At 32.9% G+C, this 19325-nt stretch carries 13 protein-coding genes; 6 read left to right on the top strand and 7 right to left on the bottom strand.

The genetic code is table 11. The annotated features are described in order from the left end of the window. Positions 1-14: 14 nt before the first annotated feature. The 5 genes from LL966_RS04655 (at position 15) to LL966_RS04675 (ending at position 8017) form a co-directional block, all read left to right on the top strand. On the top strand, positions 15-1601 hold the full coding sequence (locus tag LL966_RS04655) for a SusD/RagB family nutrient-binding outer membrane lipoprotein (protein WP_229350671.1): 1587 nt from the start codon (positions 15-17) through the stop codon (positions 1599-1601). A 339-nt stretch (positions 1602-1940) separates the two neighbouring features. Continuing rightward, positions 1941-2990 (top strand): sialidase family protein, encoded by a 1050-nt coding sequence (locus LL966_RS04660; RefSeq protein WP_229350672.1) that lies wholly within the window; start codon positions 1941-1943, stop codon positions 2988-2990. Positions 2991-3060: 70 nt separating this feature from the next. After that, positions 3061-3954 (top strand): M20/M25/M40 family metallo-hydrolase, encoded by an 894-nt coding sequence (locus LL966_RS04665; RefSeq protein ID WP_229350675.1) that lies wholly within the window; start codon positions 3061-3063, stop codon positions 3952-3954. A 474-nt stretch (positions 3955-4428) separates the two neighbouring features. Then, positions 4429-7227, top strand: coding sequence for an outer membrane beta-barrel family protein (locus tag LL966_RS04670; protein ID WP_229350676.1), 2799 nt, complete (start codon positions 4429-4431; stop codon positions 7225-7227). A 4-nt stretch (positions 7228-7231) separates the two neighbouring features. Continuing rightward, the gene (locus tag LL966_RS04675; protein WP_229350678.1) at positions 7232-8017 is read left to right on the top strand and encodes a GLPGLI family protein; all 786 of its coding nucleotides are present in this window, start codon (positions 7232-7234) and stop codon (positions 8015-8017) included. A 187-nt stretch (positions 8018-8204) separates the two neighbouring features. On the opposite strand, the gene LL966_RS04680 is transcribed toward LL966_RS04675, so the two are convergent. Further along, positions 8205-8573, bottom strand: a complete 369-nt coding sequence (locus LL966_RS04680; protein ID WP_229350680.1) for a winged helix-turn-helix transcriptional regulator — start codon at positions 8571-8573, stop codon at positions 8205-8207. A gap of 81 nt (positions 8574-8654) precedes the next feature. Between LL966_RS04680 and LL966_RS04685 the strand changes: the two genes are divergently transcribed. After that, on the top strand, positions 8655-9530 hold the full coding sequence (locus LL966_RS04685) for an NmrA family NAD(P)-binding protein (protein ID WP_229350682.1): 876 nt from the start codon (positions 8655-8657) through the stop codon (positions 9528-9530). A gap of 106 nt (positions 9531-9636) precedes the next feature. Here the strand turns inward: LL966_RS04685 and LL966_RS04690 are convergent, their stop codons facing one another. The 6 genes from LL966_RS04690 to LL966_RS04715 form a co-directional block, all read right to left on the bottom strand. Further along, a complete protein-coding gene (locus LL966_RS04690; RefSeq protein ID WP_229350684.1) occupies positions 9637-10968 on the bottom strand; it encodes a hypothetical protein in 1332 nt (443 codons plus the stop codon). A 39-nt stretch (positions 10969-11007) separates the two neighbouring features. Further along, positions 11008-13377: a TonB-dependent receptor gene (locus LL966_RS04695; protein WP_229350686.1), complete on the bottom strand. Its 2370-nt coding sequence runs from the start codon at positions 13375-13377 to the stop codon at positions 11008-11010. 204 nt (positions 13378-13581) lie between these two features. Continuing rightward, the gene (locus LL966_RS04700; protein WP_317207117.1) at positions 13582-14514 is read right to left on the bottom strand and encodes an FAD:protein FMN transferase; all 933 of its coding nucleotides are present in this window, start codon (positions 14512-14514) and stop codon (positions 13582-13584) included. A 243-nt stretch (positions 14515-14757) separates the two neighbouring features. Next, positions 14758-16941, bottom strand: coding sequence for a PepSY domain-containing protein (locus LL966_RS04705; RefSeq protein ID WP_229350688.1), 2184 nt, complete (start codon positions 16939-16941; stop codon positions 14758-14760). Positions 16942-17077: 136 nt separating this feature from the next. After that, on the bottom strand, positions 17078-17560 hold the full coding sequence (locus LL966_RS04710) for a DUF2271 domain-containing protein (protein ID WP_229350690.1): 483 nt from the start codon (positions 17558-17560) through the stop codon (positions 17078-17080). 94 nt (positions 17561-17654) lie between these two features. Further along, a complete protein-coding gene (locus LL966_RS04715; protein WP_229350691.1) occupies positions 17655-19145 on the bottom strand; it encodes an ankyrin repeat domain-containing protein in 1491 nt (496 codons plus the stop codon). Positions 19146-19325: the final 180 nt, after the last annotated feature.

Consider the following 19325-nt stretch of genomic DNA (forward strand, 5'->3'; position numbering starts at 1 on the left):
AAAAAAGAGACATCATGAAATATAGTTTTAAAATAAAAACATTAGGAGTTGCATTAATGGCAGTTTCGATTTTATCAAGCTGTACTGGCGATTTTGATGAAATAAACAAAGATCCTAATTCATTGACTGAAGATCAGTTAGATGCTACTTTAGCAGGTCCTGCATTTGCATCTGCATTGTACGCAGGTATCCACAACGGATCTTATTCTTCTCCAGGTGTAGATGATCAAGGTACTTGGGGTATTGCAACAGGTATTTTATCTTCAACGTTTATCCACTACTTAAACTGTGGATATGGTACAGAAAGAAATGCTTTTGTTAACGGATACGAAGGAAGAGGATGGTTAAGATTTTATACGGTTGCTGCACCAGCTTTAACAAATGCTTTAAAAGCATCTGAAGGAAATGCTGAAGCTACGGCAGTTCTTAAAATCTGGAAAGTTTTTATGTACAACCAAATGGTTGATGCTTACGGACCAATTCCTTACACTGAAGCTGGAAATGGAAAAGAAAAAGTTCCTTATGATAGCGTAGAATTTATTTACGAAGATTTCTTCAAATTGTTAGACGAAGCAAACGCAACATTGTCTGCTTCTTCAACAGCTACAGTTGCATCTCTTTCTCCAAACGATAGAGTTTATGCTGGTAGTGTTGACAAATGGAGAGTTTTTGGAAACAGTTTAAGATTACGTTTGGCTTTGAGAATTTCTGATAAAGATCCAGGAAAAGCAAAAACTCAAGCAGAAGCTGCTGTAGCTGCAGGAGTGATGCAGACAAACGATCAAAGTGCATTCTTTAAAGCTAGTAATATTACTCCAAACAATCTAAACATGATTGTAAATAGCTGGGGTTATGTAATGACTGCTTCTATGGAAAGTATCTTAGTAGGATACCAAGATCCACGTTTAGCAAAATGGTTTGCCCCAATCGCTACAGGAGTATATAGAGGTAACCCAGTTGGAGGTTTAGAAGATCAGTTTGGAACTACTGAATTCTCTAAATTCAATAATGAAATTATGGGTAATGGTTCTGCTAATACAGTTAGTGAAACTAAAAATATCGAAATCTTTATGGCTTCTGAAAACTACTTGAGTAGAGCAGAAGGAGCTTTAAATGGATGGAACATGGGTGGAGATGCTAAGACTTTGTATGAAACAGGTATTAGAATGTCTCTTGCACAATGGGGTATTACTGATGTTGCTCAGGTTAACGCATACATTAATGGTTCTACATTACCAACATTACCAAACATTTTAACTGTTTATCCAACATTAGATTTAAGAGATATTCCAGTTAAATTGCCAGTTGCTTGGTCTGCAACAGTTGCTAATCAACGTACGCAGATTGCGGTTCAAAAGTATTTAGCAATTTTCCCAGAATCTTGGGAAGCTTGGTCAGATTTACGTAGAAGCGATGCTAAAGTAATCTATCCAGTTTTAAATACAGATAATACTGATGCAGGTGTTGGTAAGTCTCTATTGAAGAGAATCATTTACACAACAAATGAGTACTCATCAAACAAAGCTGCTGTTGAAGACGGTGTCGTAAAATTAGGCGGTCCTGATTCTGGTGGAACTAGACTTTGGTGGGACACAAAATAATTAATTTGGTAAAGTAAAAAATCAAAAGATTTGTTACTTGAGCAGAAGGAGAGTTAACTCTCCTTTTGTTTTATATAAAGGTCAGTGAATTTTTGCCCCAACTTTAATTCATTATTTACAATTAGTCTTTTTGTGAGATTTAACAAAGTTTAATTTTAAACACATGGTGACATAGATTCTATGTCTATATAAGAAAATGTAGAGAAAATATTTTCTTTCACATAGTTTGCTATGTGTATTAAATTAATGAAACGCCTTTTTTTAGGTTTGGAACTATGTTTCTATGTGTTTAATAATTTCTTGCAATAGGTAAACAATATTAATTTTGATTACAATAAAATGATTTTAAAAACGAAATATACTAAAGCAGTTTTACTAGTTGTTTTTCTTTTTTCGAATGCAACTAAGGCTCAAAAAGCGGTTAATATAGAAAGCGGTTATATCGCAGATCCGCCTGTAACTACTAACAGCCATGCTTCAACTTTAGTGGAATACAAACCAAACGAAATTTTAGCAGCTTGGTTTGGAGGAAAACATGAAGGTGCAAAAGATGTCGGAATTTACATTTCGGCTTATAAAGACAAAAAATGGTCTGCGCCTAAAGAATTGATTCAGCCTTTAATTAAAAACGGAGATACTTTACCTTGCTGGAATCCAGTATTATTCAAAAGTAAAAGTCAGAATTTGTATTTGTTTTATAAAATTGGAAAAAATCCGAGAGAATGGTTTGGCGCTATGATTGTTTCAAAAGATAATGGAACAACCTGGGGAGAACCAAAATATCTTCCGGACGGAATTTTAGGTCCAATTCGAAACAAACCAATTGAAACTACTTCTGGGGTAATTTTGTGTGGCAGCAGTACAGAAAGTGTCAATACAGACGAATGGCGCGTTCATGTTGAAGAGTATACCGAAGCAACAGATTCTTGGAAAAAAATAAAAGTAGAGAACAATCAAAATTTTGATATTATTCAGCCTACTTTCTTGATACACGGTACCAGCGATATTCAAATGTTATCTCGCAGCAAACACAATAGAGTGGTTTCTAGCTGGTCTGGCGATAACGGAAAAAGTTGGATTAGAACCAGCAAAATAAACGTTGTCAATTCCAATTCAGGAATCGATGCTTTAACTATCAATAAAAACCTTTTTCTATTAGTTAACAATCCGCTGCCGATTGGAAAAGATTGGTTTAACGGACGAAATATTTTGGATGTTGAATATTCCAAAGATGGTATAAACTGGTCTAAATTATTTGATTTAGAAAAAGAAGAAAAAGGGGAGTTTAGCTATCCAGCCATTATCCAAACAACTGATAAAAGAATACATGTTTTATATACTTACGATAGAAAATATATTAAACATACCTCTTTTGAAATTAGCCTTTAATTATAGTATGAAATTTCTAAAGCATATTTTTATTGGGATATTTTTTTGTTGCACTTTCATGAATGCACAAATGGCCAAAACCTTTTATAAACACGATAAATTTTTGTCTTCGGATAAATTAGAAGGTCGTTTTCCTGGAACAAAAGGGAATAATGAAGCGGCGGCTTATATTCAGAAGTACTTTAAAAAATACGGTTTAAAAGAATTCAATAATTCCTATTATCAACCTTTCCGACTTTTTGTAAAAGAAGGAATTAATAAAATGAAATCGGACAGTGTTTCGACTCAAAATGTTTTAGGTTTTGTAGAAGGTTCAGATCCAAAACTGAAAAATGAATACATTGTGATCGGTGCTCATTATGATCATTGGGGTTGGGGCGGACAAGGTTCTGGAAGTAAAAAGAAAGATGCTTTTGCTATTCATAATGGCGCGGATGATAATGCTTCGGGTGTCGCGGCATTGTTGTGCATTTTAGAAGAAATCTCCAAACAAAAAGAAAAACCTAAAAGAAGCATCATTTTTATTTCTTTCAGTGGAGAAGAAGAAGGATTATTAGGCTCTAAATATTTTGTAAATCATCTTCCAGTTCCAAAAGAAGCCATAAAAGTAATGCTCAATATGGATATGGTAGGAAGACTGAACGACAAAAAAGAATTGTATATGGGAGGCGCAGGAACTTTTCCGAAAGGTGTTGAGCTGATGCAAAAACTCAAAGAAAAGAGCGGATTAAATCCTGTAATTCACGCTGGTGATGTCGGAGGTTCTGATCATGTTTCTTTTTATAAAGAATCAATTTCAGCAGTTGGTTTTCATACAGGCGGACATTCGCAATATCATACTCCTGATGATGATATAAATCTGATCAATTCAGATGGAGGCGCATTAGTTTCAAAATACATTTATAATGCCCTCACTCAAATTGCCAATTACGAAGATGCTTTGTTTTTTATCAAACAAAATTAGAAACAAAGTAATTTTTAGCTAAAAATAAGTTAGTTACTTAATAAAAGGTATTCATAAAAAAAAGACAGCAAAAAAATGCTGTCTTTTTTTATTACCGAACAAGTAAATTACTGTTTTAATAAAATATAATCATAACAATATAAGTAAATTCTTTTTTTTAGATATTGTAGTATTTTTACTTATTTTTGAGCCATATTGATATTTAACTGTTATAGTAATAATTACTAGTTAAAGTCACTAAAATTTAAACTGCTAACAACCAAAACCACGCAAAAAAATATGACTTTCATAAAATTAAGCCATTATTATTCAGTAAGTCTGTACCAAAAGATGCTATTTCAATTTCTATTTTAAAATCTGTAATCTACAATTTTACTTGCTTAAAAAAATCTCACTACAAATGCATTTTATTTTTATTTCTCTAAAAATAGAATAAGACTATAATGCTCTTTTTCAAAAAACCACAACCCATTAATGAGACAAACAATTCTAGTATTATGCTGTTTTCTTTTTTTATCAAATACTTTACAGGCACAAAAATCAGGCACAGTTAAAGGATATGTATCAGATACCATAAACAATTCTACTTTAACACAAGCATCAGTCTCTTTGTTAAGAGCACAAGATTCTATTTTAGTGAAATTTACCCGAGCCAAAGAAGATGGTTATTTTGAGTTGGATAATATTAAAGCGGGTAAATTTATTTTGCTGGTTTCTTATCCCAAATATGCTGATTTTGTAGATCAATTTTCTGTTGATTCCACAAAGTTAATCAAAGATTATGGCAAAATAAATTTGGCTGATAAAGGGAGAATACTATCCGAAATAATTATAAAAGGAAATAGGGCTGCCATGAAAATCAAAGGAGATACGTTAGAATTTGATCCAAAAGCATTTAAAATAGAGCCTAATGCAAAAGTAGAAGATCTGATCAAACAATTCCCAGGAATACAAATCGATAAGGATGGAAAAATTACTGCTCAAGGCGAAACTGTAACCAAAGTTTTAGTAGATGGTGAAGAATTTTTTGGTGATGATCCCACTTTAGTTACAAAAAATCTACGTGCGGACATGGTTGATAAAGTACAATTGTACGACAAAAAAAGTGATCAAGCCGCTTTTACAGGAATTGATGATGGTCAGAAAACCAAAACGCTGAATGTTAAACTTAAAGAAGATAAAAAAAATGGCTATTTCGGGAAAGTAGAACTCGGAGGAGGAACTGACAATTTTTACAAAGGGCAAGCCATGTTTAATAAGTTTTGGGACAAGAAAAAATTAGCAGCTTATGGTATTTTTGGCAACACCGGACAAGTAGGATTAGGATGGGGAGATAAAGATAAATATGGACAAAGCGGTTATCAAGTAACTGATGATGGTGGTATCAATTTTTCAAACAATGGAAATGATGAATTTGATAGTTGGGATGGACAATTTAATGGTGAAGGAATTCCGGTAGCTCAAACGGGAGGAATACATTTTGACAATAAATGGAACAACGATAAAGAATCTATCAATGCAAATTATAAAATTGGCGATATCAAACTTTCAGGAAATCGCAATGATATTAACCAACAAAATTTAAGCTCTAGCAGCATTTATAATACTTCAGACAAGAGTTTTGAGAAAAACATGACTAAAAATAAACTGGATCTAGCTTATGAAATTAAAATTGATACTACTTTAACTTTAAAATTAAATGTAGACGGTTTATTTAAAAATAGCAATTCAAGTGAAGCAGAAATGCGAAAAGGTACTGACGAACAAGGTAACCAACTGAATAATTTGAAACAGACAACTACAAACGATGTTGATGATAAAACATTTAATATAAATACTTTATTAACCAAAAGACTTAAAAAAAAGGGCCGAACATTATCTCTTAATCTAAGCCAATCTAGTACAAATAGCAAAAGTGATGGTTATTTAAATTCTAGAGCTGAATTTTTTACGCCATCCGTAATTAGTCCAGATAGTACAAAAGTAGTCGATCAGAATAAAGTTAATAATATTAATAATATAGCTTTTAAATCAAATTTAATCTACACCGAACCGTTATCCAAGAGTCTATCTTTAATTCTTAATTATGGATTCAACATCAGTAACGGAAAAGCAGATCGTAAATCTTTTAATCAATCTGCAAATGGCGATTATAATGTTTTGGATTCCATCTTTAGCAATAATTATGAATTAGACCAAACTATAAACCAACTTGGAGGGATTTTTAGTTACAAAAAAAATAAAACTGTTTTTTCTTTTGGTTCTAAATTTAGCGGTGTAAACTTTAAACAATATGATGTTTACACAGATAGTTCTTTTAAGCGAAAATTTGTCAACTACATGCCTCAGATAAACTTTCAATATAATTTTAAGCAAAGAGAAGCACTTTATTTGTCGTATAACGGAAACACCGATCAGCCAACATTAGAACAAATACAACCGATACGAAATAATCAAAACCAATTGAATACGATTTTGGGTAATCCAAATTTAGATCCTTCTTTTAGAAATGATTTTAGAGGAAGTTATTATTCGTATAAAGTACTTAGCAATCAATATTTTTCGGTTAATGGATCGTACAATTTTACACTAAATCCAATAATAAGTAATGTGGTTACAAATGATAGGGGAGAAAGTATTTCTCAATTTGTAAACCTAGAAAACAAAGCCACAACAAGTTATTATTTGAATAGTAATTTTGGCAAAACAATCAAAGCGATAGACATGACAGCAGGAATTGGCTTAAGCGCTAATAAGAATGTAAACTATAATTACATCAATGCGAAACTGAATCAAACTAAAAATTCAAGTTATTCCTTTAATTTAAACTTGTCAAAGTATAAAGAAAAAAAATATAATTTTAATGCTAATTTCGGACCTACTTATAATGTTGCTGATGCAAGCATCAACGAAAATAGCGACAGTAATGGTTGGGGTTTTAATGGAAATTTCTGGACCAATATAGAATTACCTTTCAAATTAGAAATTAGCACAGATGGTAATTATCAATATAATGGAAAAACACAAGTGATTCAGGAAACTTTTGAACGTTTTATTTGGAATGCATCTATCACCAAAAAATTCTTAAAGTCAGATAATTTAAGAGTTTCTATAACGGGAAGAGATCTTTTGAACCAAAATGTAGGATTTAATCGTTCTGCATTCAATGGGAATATCAGCCAAAGTACTTATACGACTATCCAAAGATACTTCATGTTCTCTGTAAGCTGGGATTTCAGTAAAATGGGTGGAGGAGAAACTAAACAAAACTAAAACCATGAAAACAATAATAAATCGCATCTTTATTTTAATAATTATATTGACAAGCTGCAATACTTTTGCACAACATGACCACTTTATACAAAATGGCGTAATCGAATATGAGAAAAAATCGAATATTTATGCTTTGATTACAAAAAAAATAAAAGGAGAAACTGATAGTTATTATCAAGCTGCTTTTGAAAGTTATAAAAAAAACAATCCACAGTTTAAAACGGCAAAAAGTAGACTCAGTTTTTCAAAAAATAAAAGTTTATATAAATGGGATGAAACCAATGAATCTACAAGCAACCATAGTTGGATTGCCGATGATGCAATGGCCAATTTAAAAAATATTATTGCTACAGATCTTGATACGCAAACTAGTACTACACAAAAAAATGTTTACGATAATTTATATTTAGTTAAAGACAGCTTACGCAAAATTGACTGGAAAATTACAGATGAAACCAGAGAAATTGCGGGTTATGAATGCCGCAGAGCAAATGCTGTAATTCTGGATTCTGTTTATGTTGTTGCCTATTACACCATTCAAATTCCATTCTCAGGCGGTCCTGAATCTTTTACAGGCTTGCCCGGAGCAATTTTAGGCTTGGCCTTGCCACATGAAAATATGACATGGTTTGCCACAAAAGTTAGTGAAATTCCAGTTTCTGACAAAGATTTAGCTCCTCCCGTAAAAGGTAAGCCTACTGACAATAAAGAATTGAACAAAACACTTTTAGAAGCTTTAAAAGATTGGGGAAAATGGGCACGAAAAACATTGCAGGCCTACTCTTTGTAACAAGATAGTAAAACTATACAGAGATTAGAAATTTAGTTTGGTATCTTAGAAATTAGACAGTAAGTTTTCTTAAAATGTTTCCAGTACCATTTCGTCATGTGAGAAGGAAGATAACTGGGTAGGTTTGTTAATTAAATAGGAAATTGTAAAAAAGTTAGTTGAGTTTTGCTATTTGAAAGTGAGATGCCTATTTAACAGTATAAACGCCGTCTTTTACTTTAAAAGCCCATGCAGCCATTGCATCAATTACGGGTAATAATCCTGTTCCAGCACTACTTAATTTATAAGTTACAAATGGCGGAACTACAGGTTTTGCTTCTCGTATAATCAAACCATCTCCTTCTAATTGTTTTAAATGCTGAATGAGCATTTTTTCTGTCACTGCCGGAATGGCTCTTTTCAATTCGCTGTAACGCTTATCTCCAGTCGATAAATGATACAAAATGATAGGTTTCCAATAACCTCCAATTTTTTCCATAACAAAAGTTACAGGGCATTTTTCTAAAGCATATTGCTTGTTTTCCTGAATTGTAGACGATTCTTTAATTGCTGTCATGATACATACTTTAGGGTAAGTACTTGTATAAAAGTAAGTACAAAGATACCTTTGTAATGTTAAATAAAAAAACATTTAAAGATGAAAATTATAATTTCAGGTTCGTTAGGAAATATAGGAAAGCCTTTGACGGCTCAATTAGTAAAATCGGGACATGATGTAACGGTAATTAGCAGTAATGCAGATCGCAAAGAGACAATCGAAAAATTAGGTGCAAAAGCTGCAATAGGTTCAGTTAGCGATGCTGATTTTCTTTCTGCTACCTTTGCGGGTGCAGATGCTCTTTTTGCTATGACACCTCCAAATATGGGCGGTGTAAATATCATTCAAAATACTACCGATGCAGGAAACGCTTTGGCGAAAGCTATTCAGTCTGCAAACATTAAAAGAGTAGTAATGTTAAGCAGCATAGGAGCTGATTTGCCAACAGGAAACGGACCGATTGCAGGTTTGTATAACATCGAGAAGATTTACGAAAAATTAGATACTTCAATTACGTTTTTAAGAGCGGGTTATTTCTACTTTAATTTCTTTAATGATATTCCGATGATAAAAGGGGCGGGAATTATGGGAGCTAATTTTCCAGCATCAAACCGTATTCCATTAGTGCATCCGGAAGATATTGCTAGGGCTGCCGCCGAAGAATTACAAAAAGCACAAGAAGGTAAAAATGTTCGATATATTATAAGTGATATCAAAACTCCGTCAGAAATTGTAAAAGCATTTGGTAACGCTATTGGAAAACCAGAACTTCCTTGGGTTGAATTTACAGACGAACAATATTTAGGCGGAATGACACAGGCTGGAGTTCCAGAAGAAATGGCTGGTTTGTATACCGAAATGGGAACTGGATTAAGAAACGAAACAATCGCTGCAGATTTTCTAAATAATGATGGAAAAGTTGATGGTGAAATCAAATTAGAAGACTTCGCAAAAGAATTTGCGTCAAAATTCTAATTATAAAAAAAAACATTCCGCTACTATAAATAGAAGCGGAATGTCCAATTAAAAAAAAACTCAAGTGATGAATTACATACAGTCTGTAATCATAACTGTATAATTTTTAGAATACACCGATATAGTGGTTTCCTGGTTTATTGATTAATTTTGCACCTTTAGTAACTTTTCCTGTTGGAATATCAATTACATAAATGTTACCATCTTTTCCAACTGGAGTAACAGCGATGTAGAAATTGTTTCCATCAACAACAAACCCTTGGTATTGACCGAAATCTAAGTCTGCATCGTAAGCAATATCTTCAACTTTTGTAGCTGTTCTAGCGTTTAAGTCTAATCTAGCTAAGAAACCTTGGCTTGTTCCTTCGTAAGTGTAAACAGCGTAAGCAATTCCGTTTCCAACATATCTCCAAGCATCAATATAAGAACCTTTAATTCCTAAAGCTGAATCTAAACTGAATACATAAGAATTGTCATATTCGTTGCTTTGGTTGATTTTTAAGATATAAGAACCTTTTTGAGTATCTCTTTGTGTCGCTTGATAGATATTTCCATCTGTAGCTACAAAGCTGTTAAAACTTCTGTATCCGCTAGTATCACCAAAACCTACAGTTGAAGTAATTACTTTAGGATTTTCTAATGAAGGATAATCAACCACAACAGATTTAGAACCTAAACGTGTAAATGAACTTTCGTTTGTTGCAGGATTAGCTGGATTTGATTTACGCATCCAAGTTCCGATAATTAATTTGTTTCCAGCTTTATTTAATGTTGGAGCATCTAAACGGAAAATGTGGTGTCCAAGTGCTTCTTCTTCAGCTGTCAACGGAATTTGATATTGTTTGTAACCTGCGATTAAAGTTTGCTGCATATCTAAAGATAGAACAGTAGCAATTCCTCTTGTGTTTTTATATGATTTATCTTCATTTGTCGTTACAATTGGAGTGGCAACGTTTACAGCAACACCAGTTTTATCACCGTCAAAAAGTTTTACCCATCTTGGAGAAGTTCCAGCGTATTGAGAAATGTTAACTTTTGCAGTAGATTCAGTAAAATTGTTTCCTCCAGTTACTTTGTAAGTCATAAATTCACCGCCATTTGCACCTGTATACGTGATGTTAAATAGTGTACTCCCGTCAACAGAAGATTGCAAACGAGCAGTTCTGCTTGATTGTACAGCTTTACCATTTGCATAAACATCTACAGAAAAGTTGGGGTCAATAGCATTTTCTTTGCTAATAGCGTAAACTCTTGTTCCACCATTTCCATCACCTGGATCTGTTTGCATTAAAGCTCCTGCAACTGTAATCCAACGGCCATCTGTTACCGGATTTACTGGTTCTGCATTTTTATTGTCGTCGCTGCTGCAAGCAGTACTTAGTGCTAATGCGCCAAATAATAAGCTTGAGGTAAATAATTTAAATGTATTCTTTTTCATTTTTATTGCATTTAAAAATTAGTTATTTATTGAATGATTTTAAAATTTATTAAGGTTATAGTTAACTTTCAGATAAAAAGCTCTTCCAGGTTTTTGTGCGGCAAAGTTGTCGTAAACCTGTTCGTCTAGAATGTTTCGGGCATCAAAACTTACCGTAAACTGTTTATTTGGAAAAACATAACTCAAACCTAAATCTTGTGGAAATTGCGCTGTTGTTCTATCAACTTCTAACCAAGAAGTATAAAATGGAGCGACATAACCGCAGTAGTAATACAGATTAAGTTCTGATTTGCTTTGAATTACATTTCTAAAGTTGTATTGAAGATTTCCGTTAATAGTGAAATAAGGTTCGTTTGGCAATTGTTTGTTGTAATGAACCAAAATATTTCCGTTTGAATCGTATTTATCCTTATAAAGAGAATTAAACTTAGAAAGATTCATACCTGCAAAAAAACGATTATTATACGAGTATTGAAGAGAAGTTTCAAAACCAACCGATTGTGCTTCGCCTAAATTGACAAAAGGAGAAGCCTGAATAGCTTCATTTAAACGATCACTAATCTGACGTACAATTTTACCTTTTGTATTTCTCCAAAATCCATTTCCTGAAACAGTAATTTTATGATTGTTAAGGTTGTAAGGTCCAAATCTGAAACCGGCATTGAAATTATTGCTTTGTTCAGGACCTAAATTAGGATTGCTTATAATGTTTTCGCCAGGACTTCCGAAAATTTCATTTTCATTTGGCAATCTGATTGCTTTTTCAGCAGAAAACATAAACATTACATCACGAAAAAGTGCATAGGAACCAGCGAAACCATAACCGGTATAATTAATTCTTTTTGACAGAACATTTTCTTTAACAACACTCTGACCATTCTCTGTTAAAACAGTTGGAGTAGTTTGTTCTGTTTTCATGCTATAATTTTTAACAAAAGGATTGGCTCTCAAACGAGATTTAAAAGCAGATATTTCGTAAGAAAAAGAAGAGACTGTTTTGGCTAAATCTCTTGTAACAATGAAATTTCTAGTAATTTCTGGCAACATTTCATCCAGATCATTTCGATCTAAAATATACGTCATAACATTGACCATTACTCTTTGATTTTCTGTAATGTTGTAAGTTAAACCAGCACGAGTATTGAAAATATCCGATTTCATGTGATTAATCGTCGGGGCGCCCTGCTGTGCACCAGTATTGGTTAAAATGGGTGTGCCATATAAGCCAAGCGCTTTTTCTCCATTCCAATTATAGTTCCATTTTACAGTATCATTAATTACATCATTTCTATGACTGTAAACCGAAACAGCAGAAAAGTCTAGATTTTTAATTAGAAAGTCTTTTTTATTATAATTTAATGAAATAACATTGGCTGCAGCTTCACTAAAACGACCTTTATAAGGTTTCGTCATGTACTGTCCGTGCTGAATCTGATTGTAATCTTGAGAGCCATTGTAACTTATAGAAAAGTTATCTGCCCAATCAACATTGGTAAAACCAGCTTCCAATCTTCCACCAAAAGAACGGTACATACTTTCAAATCTTTTGGCTCTAATATATTCGTAACGTCCGTTTGGAGCAATGTTGTAAACAAATCTTCCCCAAACTTCATAATCATTATCAGAGTAGTTTTGAAAAGCGTTGGCTTTAATTGTAAACCCGTTTTTATGTCTATAAGAAGCATTTATATTAGATTGTACTGTGTTGAATGAGCCATAAGAAACCGATGCGTTTAAGCTGTTTTTTGCTCCTTTTTTCAAAACAACATTAATTGCGCCTCCAAGTGAATCATCTGCTAGATACGCGGGAACAACTCCTTTAAATACTTCAATTCTTTCAATTAGAGCGGGTGGAATACTATTTAAACTGAAAGAAGCACCGTATGTTTGAATTGGAACGCCATCAATAAAAATTCGAATGGCATTTCCAGACATTCCGTTAATGTTGTAAGTAACAGCAGAACCCAATCCACCATTTTGTCTAATGCGAACACCTCCAGAACGGTCTAATAAATCGTTAGTTTGAAGGTTTCTTTTAGCGGCTTCTTGTGTTTCAATCACATTTACGGCAAATCCTTTTTCTATGATGTCTTTTTTGAAACTTTTTCGCTCAATTTTGACTTCTTTAAGTGTCTTTGCATCTGTTACTTTTTCTAAATCGATGTTGATTTGCTGTGTCGGTCGATTTACAACAACGTCAATCATTTTAGGTTTCGCTTCCATTGAAGACGTTTCTAACTTATAACTGCCGTATGCTAATCCCTTAATCTCAAATTGTCCGTCTGCATCTACAACAACATATATTTTTGTTCCTTTAATTTGAACTGCTGCTCCAAAAGCATTTTCTGTATTTCCAAGGGTTACTTTTCCTGTAATTTTTCCAGTTTGAGACCAACTAGAAATGGTCATTATTAAAAAGAGAGAAAGAGAGTAGAGAATTCTCATATATTAGTTTGCTGTTTATTGGACTGCAAACTTATATCATTGTTTATATTTAATCTAAATAAAGCTATTAGAAGATTATTAGAATTGCATCTTCTATTTTAATGTTTTTTTAATGTAGTTTTTAATGGTGAATTATCAATTCACAACTCACAATTGATAATTGATAATTTACAATTTATAAGAGAAGTTTTTCGATTTAATAACTTTGCCTTTATCTGTAATCATTAGACAACTATATTCAGGAAATTTTTGAAGTAAAAGCAGACCTTCTTTTTGACCTAAAACCATCATTGAAGTGCTTAATCCATTGGCGGTTTCTGCGTTTGGCCCGAAAACGGTTACACTGCATAAACCAGTTGCAGGATATCCGGTTGCAGGATTTATAATGTGCGAATAACGTTTTCCATTAAAAACAACAAACTTTTCGTAATTACCAGAAGTTGTGACAGCACCTTCTTTTGACGGAACTGTTCCAATTAATTTTTCAGGATGAAACGGATTTGTAATTCCGATTTTCCAATCGTTTCCGTTGGGTTGTTTTCCCCAAGTGCTCATGTCGCCAGAACCGTTTATAATACCTGCTTGAATTCCTTTTTCGAGCATCATTTTTCGGCATTTATCGGTCGCGTAACCTTCGCCTAAAGCACCAAAACCAATTTTCATGCCTTTTAATTTTAGAAAAATGGTAGAATTGACACTATCCAGAATGATATTTTTGTAACCTACTTTTTCAACTGATTTTTTTATGGCTTCCGCCGAAGGCATTTCGGTCATAGAGCCGTCAAATTTCCAAACACGGTCTAAAGCAGCGAAACTTACGTCAAAAGCACCATTCGTTATTTCAGAAAGTTTAATTGCTCTTTGGGCTAATTCAAAAACTTCACGGTCTACTTTTATGGGTTTTATACCAGCATTTTGATTGACTTCAGAAACTTGAGAATCGGATTTCCAATCTGAAATTATACGTTCAATTCGGCTAATTTCTTCAATAACAACATTAATATTTTTTTCTGCAGAAAGTGAGTCTTTATCTACAATGCTAATGTCAAATCTTCCGCCCATTAAAAGTGTTGTTCTTTTTCGTAGAACTTGCGAATTCATTGTGAAACAGCAAGTCATCACAATAAAGAATAAAATTTTATATAAAATCGATTTATACATAAAAATAGTTTATAGTTTTGATAGGCACCAGCGAAGCAAAATAATATCAATTAACAATTATCAATTATCAATTAACAATTATCAATTAACAATTATCAATTAACAATTATCAATTAACAATTAACAATTATCAATTAACAATTAACAATTATCAATTAACAATTAACAATTATCAATTAACAATTAATAACAATCCGTTAAAAATTGTTTGTCGGCTTTATATTCTAAAAGTGTTTTCAATCCTTTCTCAGCCAATAATTCACTTAAAATTGCTTCAACATCTTGCTGCATAGCAAGCGAACCGCAAATCATAATTACGCCGCCTCTCTTTAATAAATTAGCAAAGAACAAGGCATCTCTTTTGATCAAATCCATTACATAAATATGTTCTGCTTCACGAGATAAAGCGACATGAAAATTATCCAAATGTTCTTTTTGAATCATAATGCCCGCAAATTTTTTATAAGCCATTAAAGTTGGAGTTTCCATTCTAAATCCGCTGTACAAATGCAGTTCCTGTTTGATTTTATTCTGTTCAATCATTCCAAGGAAAGGTGCAATTCCTGTTCCGTTAGAAATGAAAGCAACTTTTGAAGCCTTCTTAGGAAGATGGAAAGCTGGATTTTTAATAATTCTTGCTTTAATAGTATTTCCTGGTTCCAGATTGTTTAAATATCCAGAGCCTAAACCATCAGGATGAAGTTTAACAACCAATTGAATATTCCCAGAATGATTTCCAATAGAGTAGAGGCGTTCTCTCGAATCGTTTGCTGGATAAATTGCTAATAAATCGCCAGAACTAAATTTAGCTCTCGAATTGGCTCTCAAAGTCAGAATAAAAGTATGTTCTGTTTCAGAAATCGGCGTTTTGTCTAAAACCATTAATTTTTGAAGTCCTTTTGGAACATGATTGTATAATGAAGGTGTTGTCGATAATGGAATTCCGGTTTTGGCACTCCATAATTTTACCCATTCTACAAATTCCACCGCCGATTTATCATTGACGGTCTGTAAATCTAAATAACGTTCTGTCCAACTTTGATTTTCTAAAAGCTGATCAATTTCAATGGCAAATCCGCAAAAATCTGGATACGATTTAGAGCCAAAACCAACTACAGAAAAATTGATTTTTTGTTTTTGATTTTGTCTTTCTAGTAAAGTTTTAAATTGCGTTCCGTTAGAAGGCGCATCACCTAAACCATGAGTTGAAGTTAAAACAATAATATGTTCAGCTTTAGGATAAGCAGTTAGTTTGTTTAATTCACTGATAAAAACTTTATGTCCGTGCGTAATCAATTGTTTCTGAATCGCATTTGCAAATCGAAAAGAACTCCCGTTTTCGGAACCAACCAAAAGAATAAAAGTACTTTCGCTTGCTTTGAATTTATTTTTAATTCGGCTCGCTCTTCTTTTCAAAGTAATGGCAAATCCAGAATAAATAAAGAACAAGATGTTAAGACAAGCAATAGCTAAAATTACAGCCCAAATACCATTGATTCTTCCAGTATGTAGATCAAGACTTAAAGCCGAAAATTGAGCAGTCATTGGAGAAAGTTTCTCAGAAATAACAGTTCCAGTTACCTGATTAACTTCAATTTCTTTGTCTTTCAATTCAATGATATAATACTCTTCTGGATCATCTGTAAAAGGAAATTCGATTTTCTTTACATCAGATAATAAAGTCGTTTTAAAAATAGAAGTGGTTTTGGTTTTGGCCGAAAGTTCTGTTTTTATAGGTTTTGCATTTTCTTCACCCATAAAAAAGTTGAATCTTTCTAACGATAAATACGTTCCTGTCAACGCAATAATCAAAATTGGAATTAGCGCTAGTCTTCCAAGAAGCACGTGGTAATATTGTGCAAAATATTCTTTAATTATTTTAGAAAAGAAATTTCGGATACCACGCTGTCTTTTTAAAACAAGAACAAAACCCGAAATAGATATTAATAACAGACAAAAAGAGATTACGCCCACGAAAAAACGTCCAGCTTCATGAAGAAATAATGATCGATGAAAGCCAGTAACCCATTTAATGAATTCAGATTTTTTTACTGGAGTTCCTAATGCTTTTCCTGTTTTCGGGTCGATGTAAGCATTCACATCATTTCCGTCAGCATCAATTGCCTGAAGTGTTACAAATTGGTTGTAGTCGACAGCCAATTCGGTAATTTCAGGATACGCTTTCTTTAAAATAGGAAGTGTTTCGCCTAAAGTTATTTTACTGAAGTTTTCTGCTTTATATGGAAGTGTTTTTTCCTGAACCGCATCGACTGCCAGAATAATTCCGGTTACCGAAGCCAAAAGCAAAAAAATAGAAGAAAATAAGGCCAGAGCCAAGTGTGCGTAACGCCAAAAAGAAAGAGTCATTGAATTTATTCTAGAAATGTATTAAAATATTTAAAGCTTTGTCAAAGCTATAACTTTGACAAAGCTCAGATTTCAATTTTAAGCATAAATAAAAAGAATCTATGCTTATGAAAGTTAATAAATAATGTACTAAATATTATATTTTGTTTAGCCTTACATATTTAATATACCCTTTACCATCTGTTTTTTCTGCAAGACCTTCAGTTGTAAGCGGGATTTCAAGATCGCTTACATAATACTTTTGATCTTCTACAGCCGATTCAAAACGTAATTTGTATCCTTTATTAATTTTAGAATTTTCAATTTCAATTGTAGTAACACTGCGATCTCCACCAGTTACAGAAGCACCTGTCTTTGCACTAATATCATCTGATTTTGCCGTGTGAAATTTGTTCCATTCCTTTAATGATTTGTACCATTTTTTATCATCGCCCATTACGTAAAGCGTTTTTTCATACTCACCATTAGCATTCACTAAAGAAACAACGATATAGGCACCTTCTCCCATATAATTGTTCATTTGAAGCATGCATTTGTATTTGCTTGATTGTGCTTGAGCCTGAAAAGAAAGTAAAAAAATAAAAGCGCCTGTAAAAGCAATTTTTAATATTGATTTCATAAAAATTATTTGTTTGTGTGGATTTGTAACATGAAATCCCAAAGACCAAATGTAAGTTTGGAATTTGGAATTTCAAATATTGATTTAATTGTTTTTATTTTAAAAATTCAACAGAAACGTTGTTTTTGTTCAGCAGTTCATTTTCTTTAGCCAAAGCATAAGCGGTTTCATCAAATTCAGTGCTTATTTCTTTCTTTGCTCCAACTGAAATAAGATATTTTAAGATTGCATCATCTTTAGAAGTCATTGCTGCTCTGTGCAAAGCAGTTAATCCATCTTTATTTTTAGCATTGGGATCCACTTTTAAGTCTGAGATTTTTTTAAGAAGAGAAACATCACTTTTTGTAATAGCTAAATGATACAAAGTATTTCCGTCTTTTTGTGGTGCAGCTAAGTTCAATCCTTTATCTTGAAGTAATTTTGCTTTAGCATCAAATGGATCTACGGCTACTTTTTCTCTTCCTGCAGGACGATAAGATTGTACCAGATATACTCCTAAATTATTTCCGTCTTTATCTTTTACATTAACGTCAGCACCTTTAGCCAAAAGTAAACTTACCGCTTCTGGAATTCCGTATCTAACGGCATTCGTTAAAGCAGATTCTCCTTTTAAATTTTGTGCGTTAACATTTTTTACTTTCGGAAGGAATAATTCTAATGCAGCAGTTTCTCTCGCCGATGCAGCTGCCATTACAGGCGTATTTCCTTCTTTATCCGCTTTATTTACATCAACTCCTTTAGCTAAGAAATATTCAATAATTTCTTTCTGATTTGGTTTTCCAGCTAAAATATGCAATACATTTTGTCCTGCTTTGTTTTGAGCTGTGGCTTTAATTTTTACCTCTTCAACCAAATATTTATAAGTTTCGAGCGTATTTGTTTCTCTGCGGCTTCCCTGTGCAGCAATTAAAAGCGCATTGTCTGTTGGCTTAATTCCTTTTTCTAAAAGTTTCTTTAAAAGGGCGATGTTTCCTGATCTTGCCGCATAAGAAAAAGCAGTGTTTCCTTCATTATCAACATCTTTTAAAGACATTCCTTTTGTTGAGAAATATTCTGCAGCTTTTAGCTCTTTATCTGAAGCAATTGCTAAAAGCAAAAGATTAGCACCGTTTGCATATTTTTTTGTCGGATTTACACCTGCTTTAAAAAACGCATCGTACATTGCTGGATTTGCTTGTCCGTTTGAAGCAGCAAAATCAGCAGGAGCTGTTCCGTGACTGTCTTCAAAATTTACATCAGAACCTTTGCCAATTAAATATTGAACTAACTCTGTATTGCCTCTGTAAGCTGCCCAGTGTAAATAAATACGATTATCGTGAGTCAATTTTGTAATGGAGTTTCCTGGCTGTTCAACTAAAAATTTGATTGTTGCAAAAGGTGCATCATTATTAATAGCTAAAGTGGTAACATCAAAGGCATTTGCGTTTGCTTCTGACGGATTATTTCCTTTTGCTATTTCTGCCTGAACGGTTTCAACAGTTGGAGAATTTTTCCAAAATGTGGCATCTAACAATGAATTTTTTTGCTGAGCGCTTACAAATAAGCTAGCAGCAAATGCAAAAGAAACGAAAAGATTCTTTTTCATATTTTGATAATTTATGGTTATTGAATTGTACAAGATTAACTTAATTTTTGAGAGAATTATTTTTATCTATTTAGAATAAATAAAAATAAAGCAAATGTAAAAATTAATCTTTTTAAATCAATAATAAATCGTGGTAAAAAGAGATTTATAGTAGAGATTTTCTAAAATTTAAGAATAGCT

This window comes from Flavobacterium chungbukense, assembly GCF_020805785.1.
Classification (GTDB): Bacteria; Bacteroidota; Bacteroidia; order Flavobacteriales; family Flavobacteriaceae; genus Flavobacterium; species Flavobacterium chungbukense.

Bases quoted from the DNA above. Each gene is read 5' to 3' on its own strand.
- LL966_RS04700 (WP_317207117.1), bottom strand. From the start codon at position 14,514: ATGAATTCGCAAGTTCTACGAAAAAGAACAACACTTTTAATGGGCGGA.
- LL966_RS04710 (WP_229350690.1), bottom strand. From the start codon at position 17,560: ATGAAATCAATATTAAAAATTGCTTTTACAGGCGCTTTTATTTTTTTA.
- LL966_RS04695 (WP_229350686.1), bottom strand. From the start codon at position 13,377: ATGACCATTTCTAGTTGGTCTCAAACTGGAAAAATTACAGGAAAAGTA.
- LL966_RS04675 (WP_229350678.1), top strand. From the start codon at position 7,232: ATGAAAACAATAATAAATCGCATCTTTATTTTAATAATTATATTGACA.
- LL966_RS04660 (WP_229350672.1), top strand. From the start codon at position 1,941: ATGATTTTAAAAACGAAATATACTAAAGCAGTTTTACTAGTTGTTTTT.
- LL966_RS04655 (WP_229350671.1), top strand. From the start codon at position 15: ATGAAATATAGTTTTAAAATAAAAACATTAGGAGTTGCATTAATGGCA.
- LL966_RS04690 (WP_229350684.1), bottom strand. From the start codon at position 10,968: ATGAAAAAGAATACATTTAAATTATTTACCTCAAGCTTATTATTTGGC.
- LL966_RS04680 (WP_229350680.1), bottom strand. From the start codon at position 8,573: ATGACAGCAATTAAAGAATCGTCTACAATTCAGGAAAACAAGCAATAT.
- LL966_RS04665 (WP_229350675.1), top strand. From the start codon at position 3,061: ATGGCCAAAACCTTTTATAAACACGATAAATTTTTGTCTTCGGATAAA.
- LL966_RS04685 (WP_229350682.1), top strand. From the start codon at position 8,655: ATGAAAATTATAATTTCAGGTTCGTTAGGAAATATAGGAAAGCCTTTG.
- LL966_RS04705 (WP_229350688.1), bottom strand. From the start codon at position 16,941: ATGACTCTTTCTTTTTGGCGTTACGCACACTTGGCTCTGGCCTTATTT.
- LL966_RS04715 (WP_229350691.1), bottom strand. From the start codon at position 19,145: ATGAAAAAGAATCTTTTCGTTTCTTTTGCATTTGCTGCTAGCTTATTT.
- LL966_RS04670 (WP_229350676.1), top strand. From the start codon at position 4,429: ATGAGACAAACAATTCTAGTATTATGCTGTTTTCTTTTTTTATCAAAT.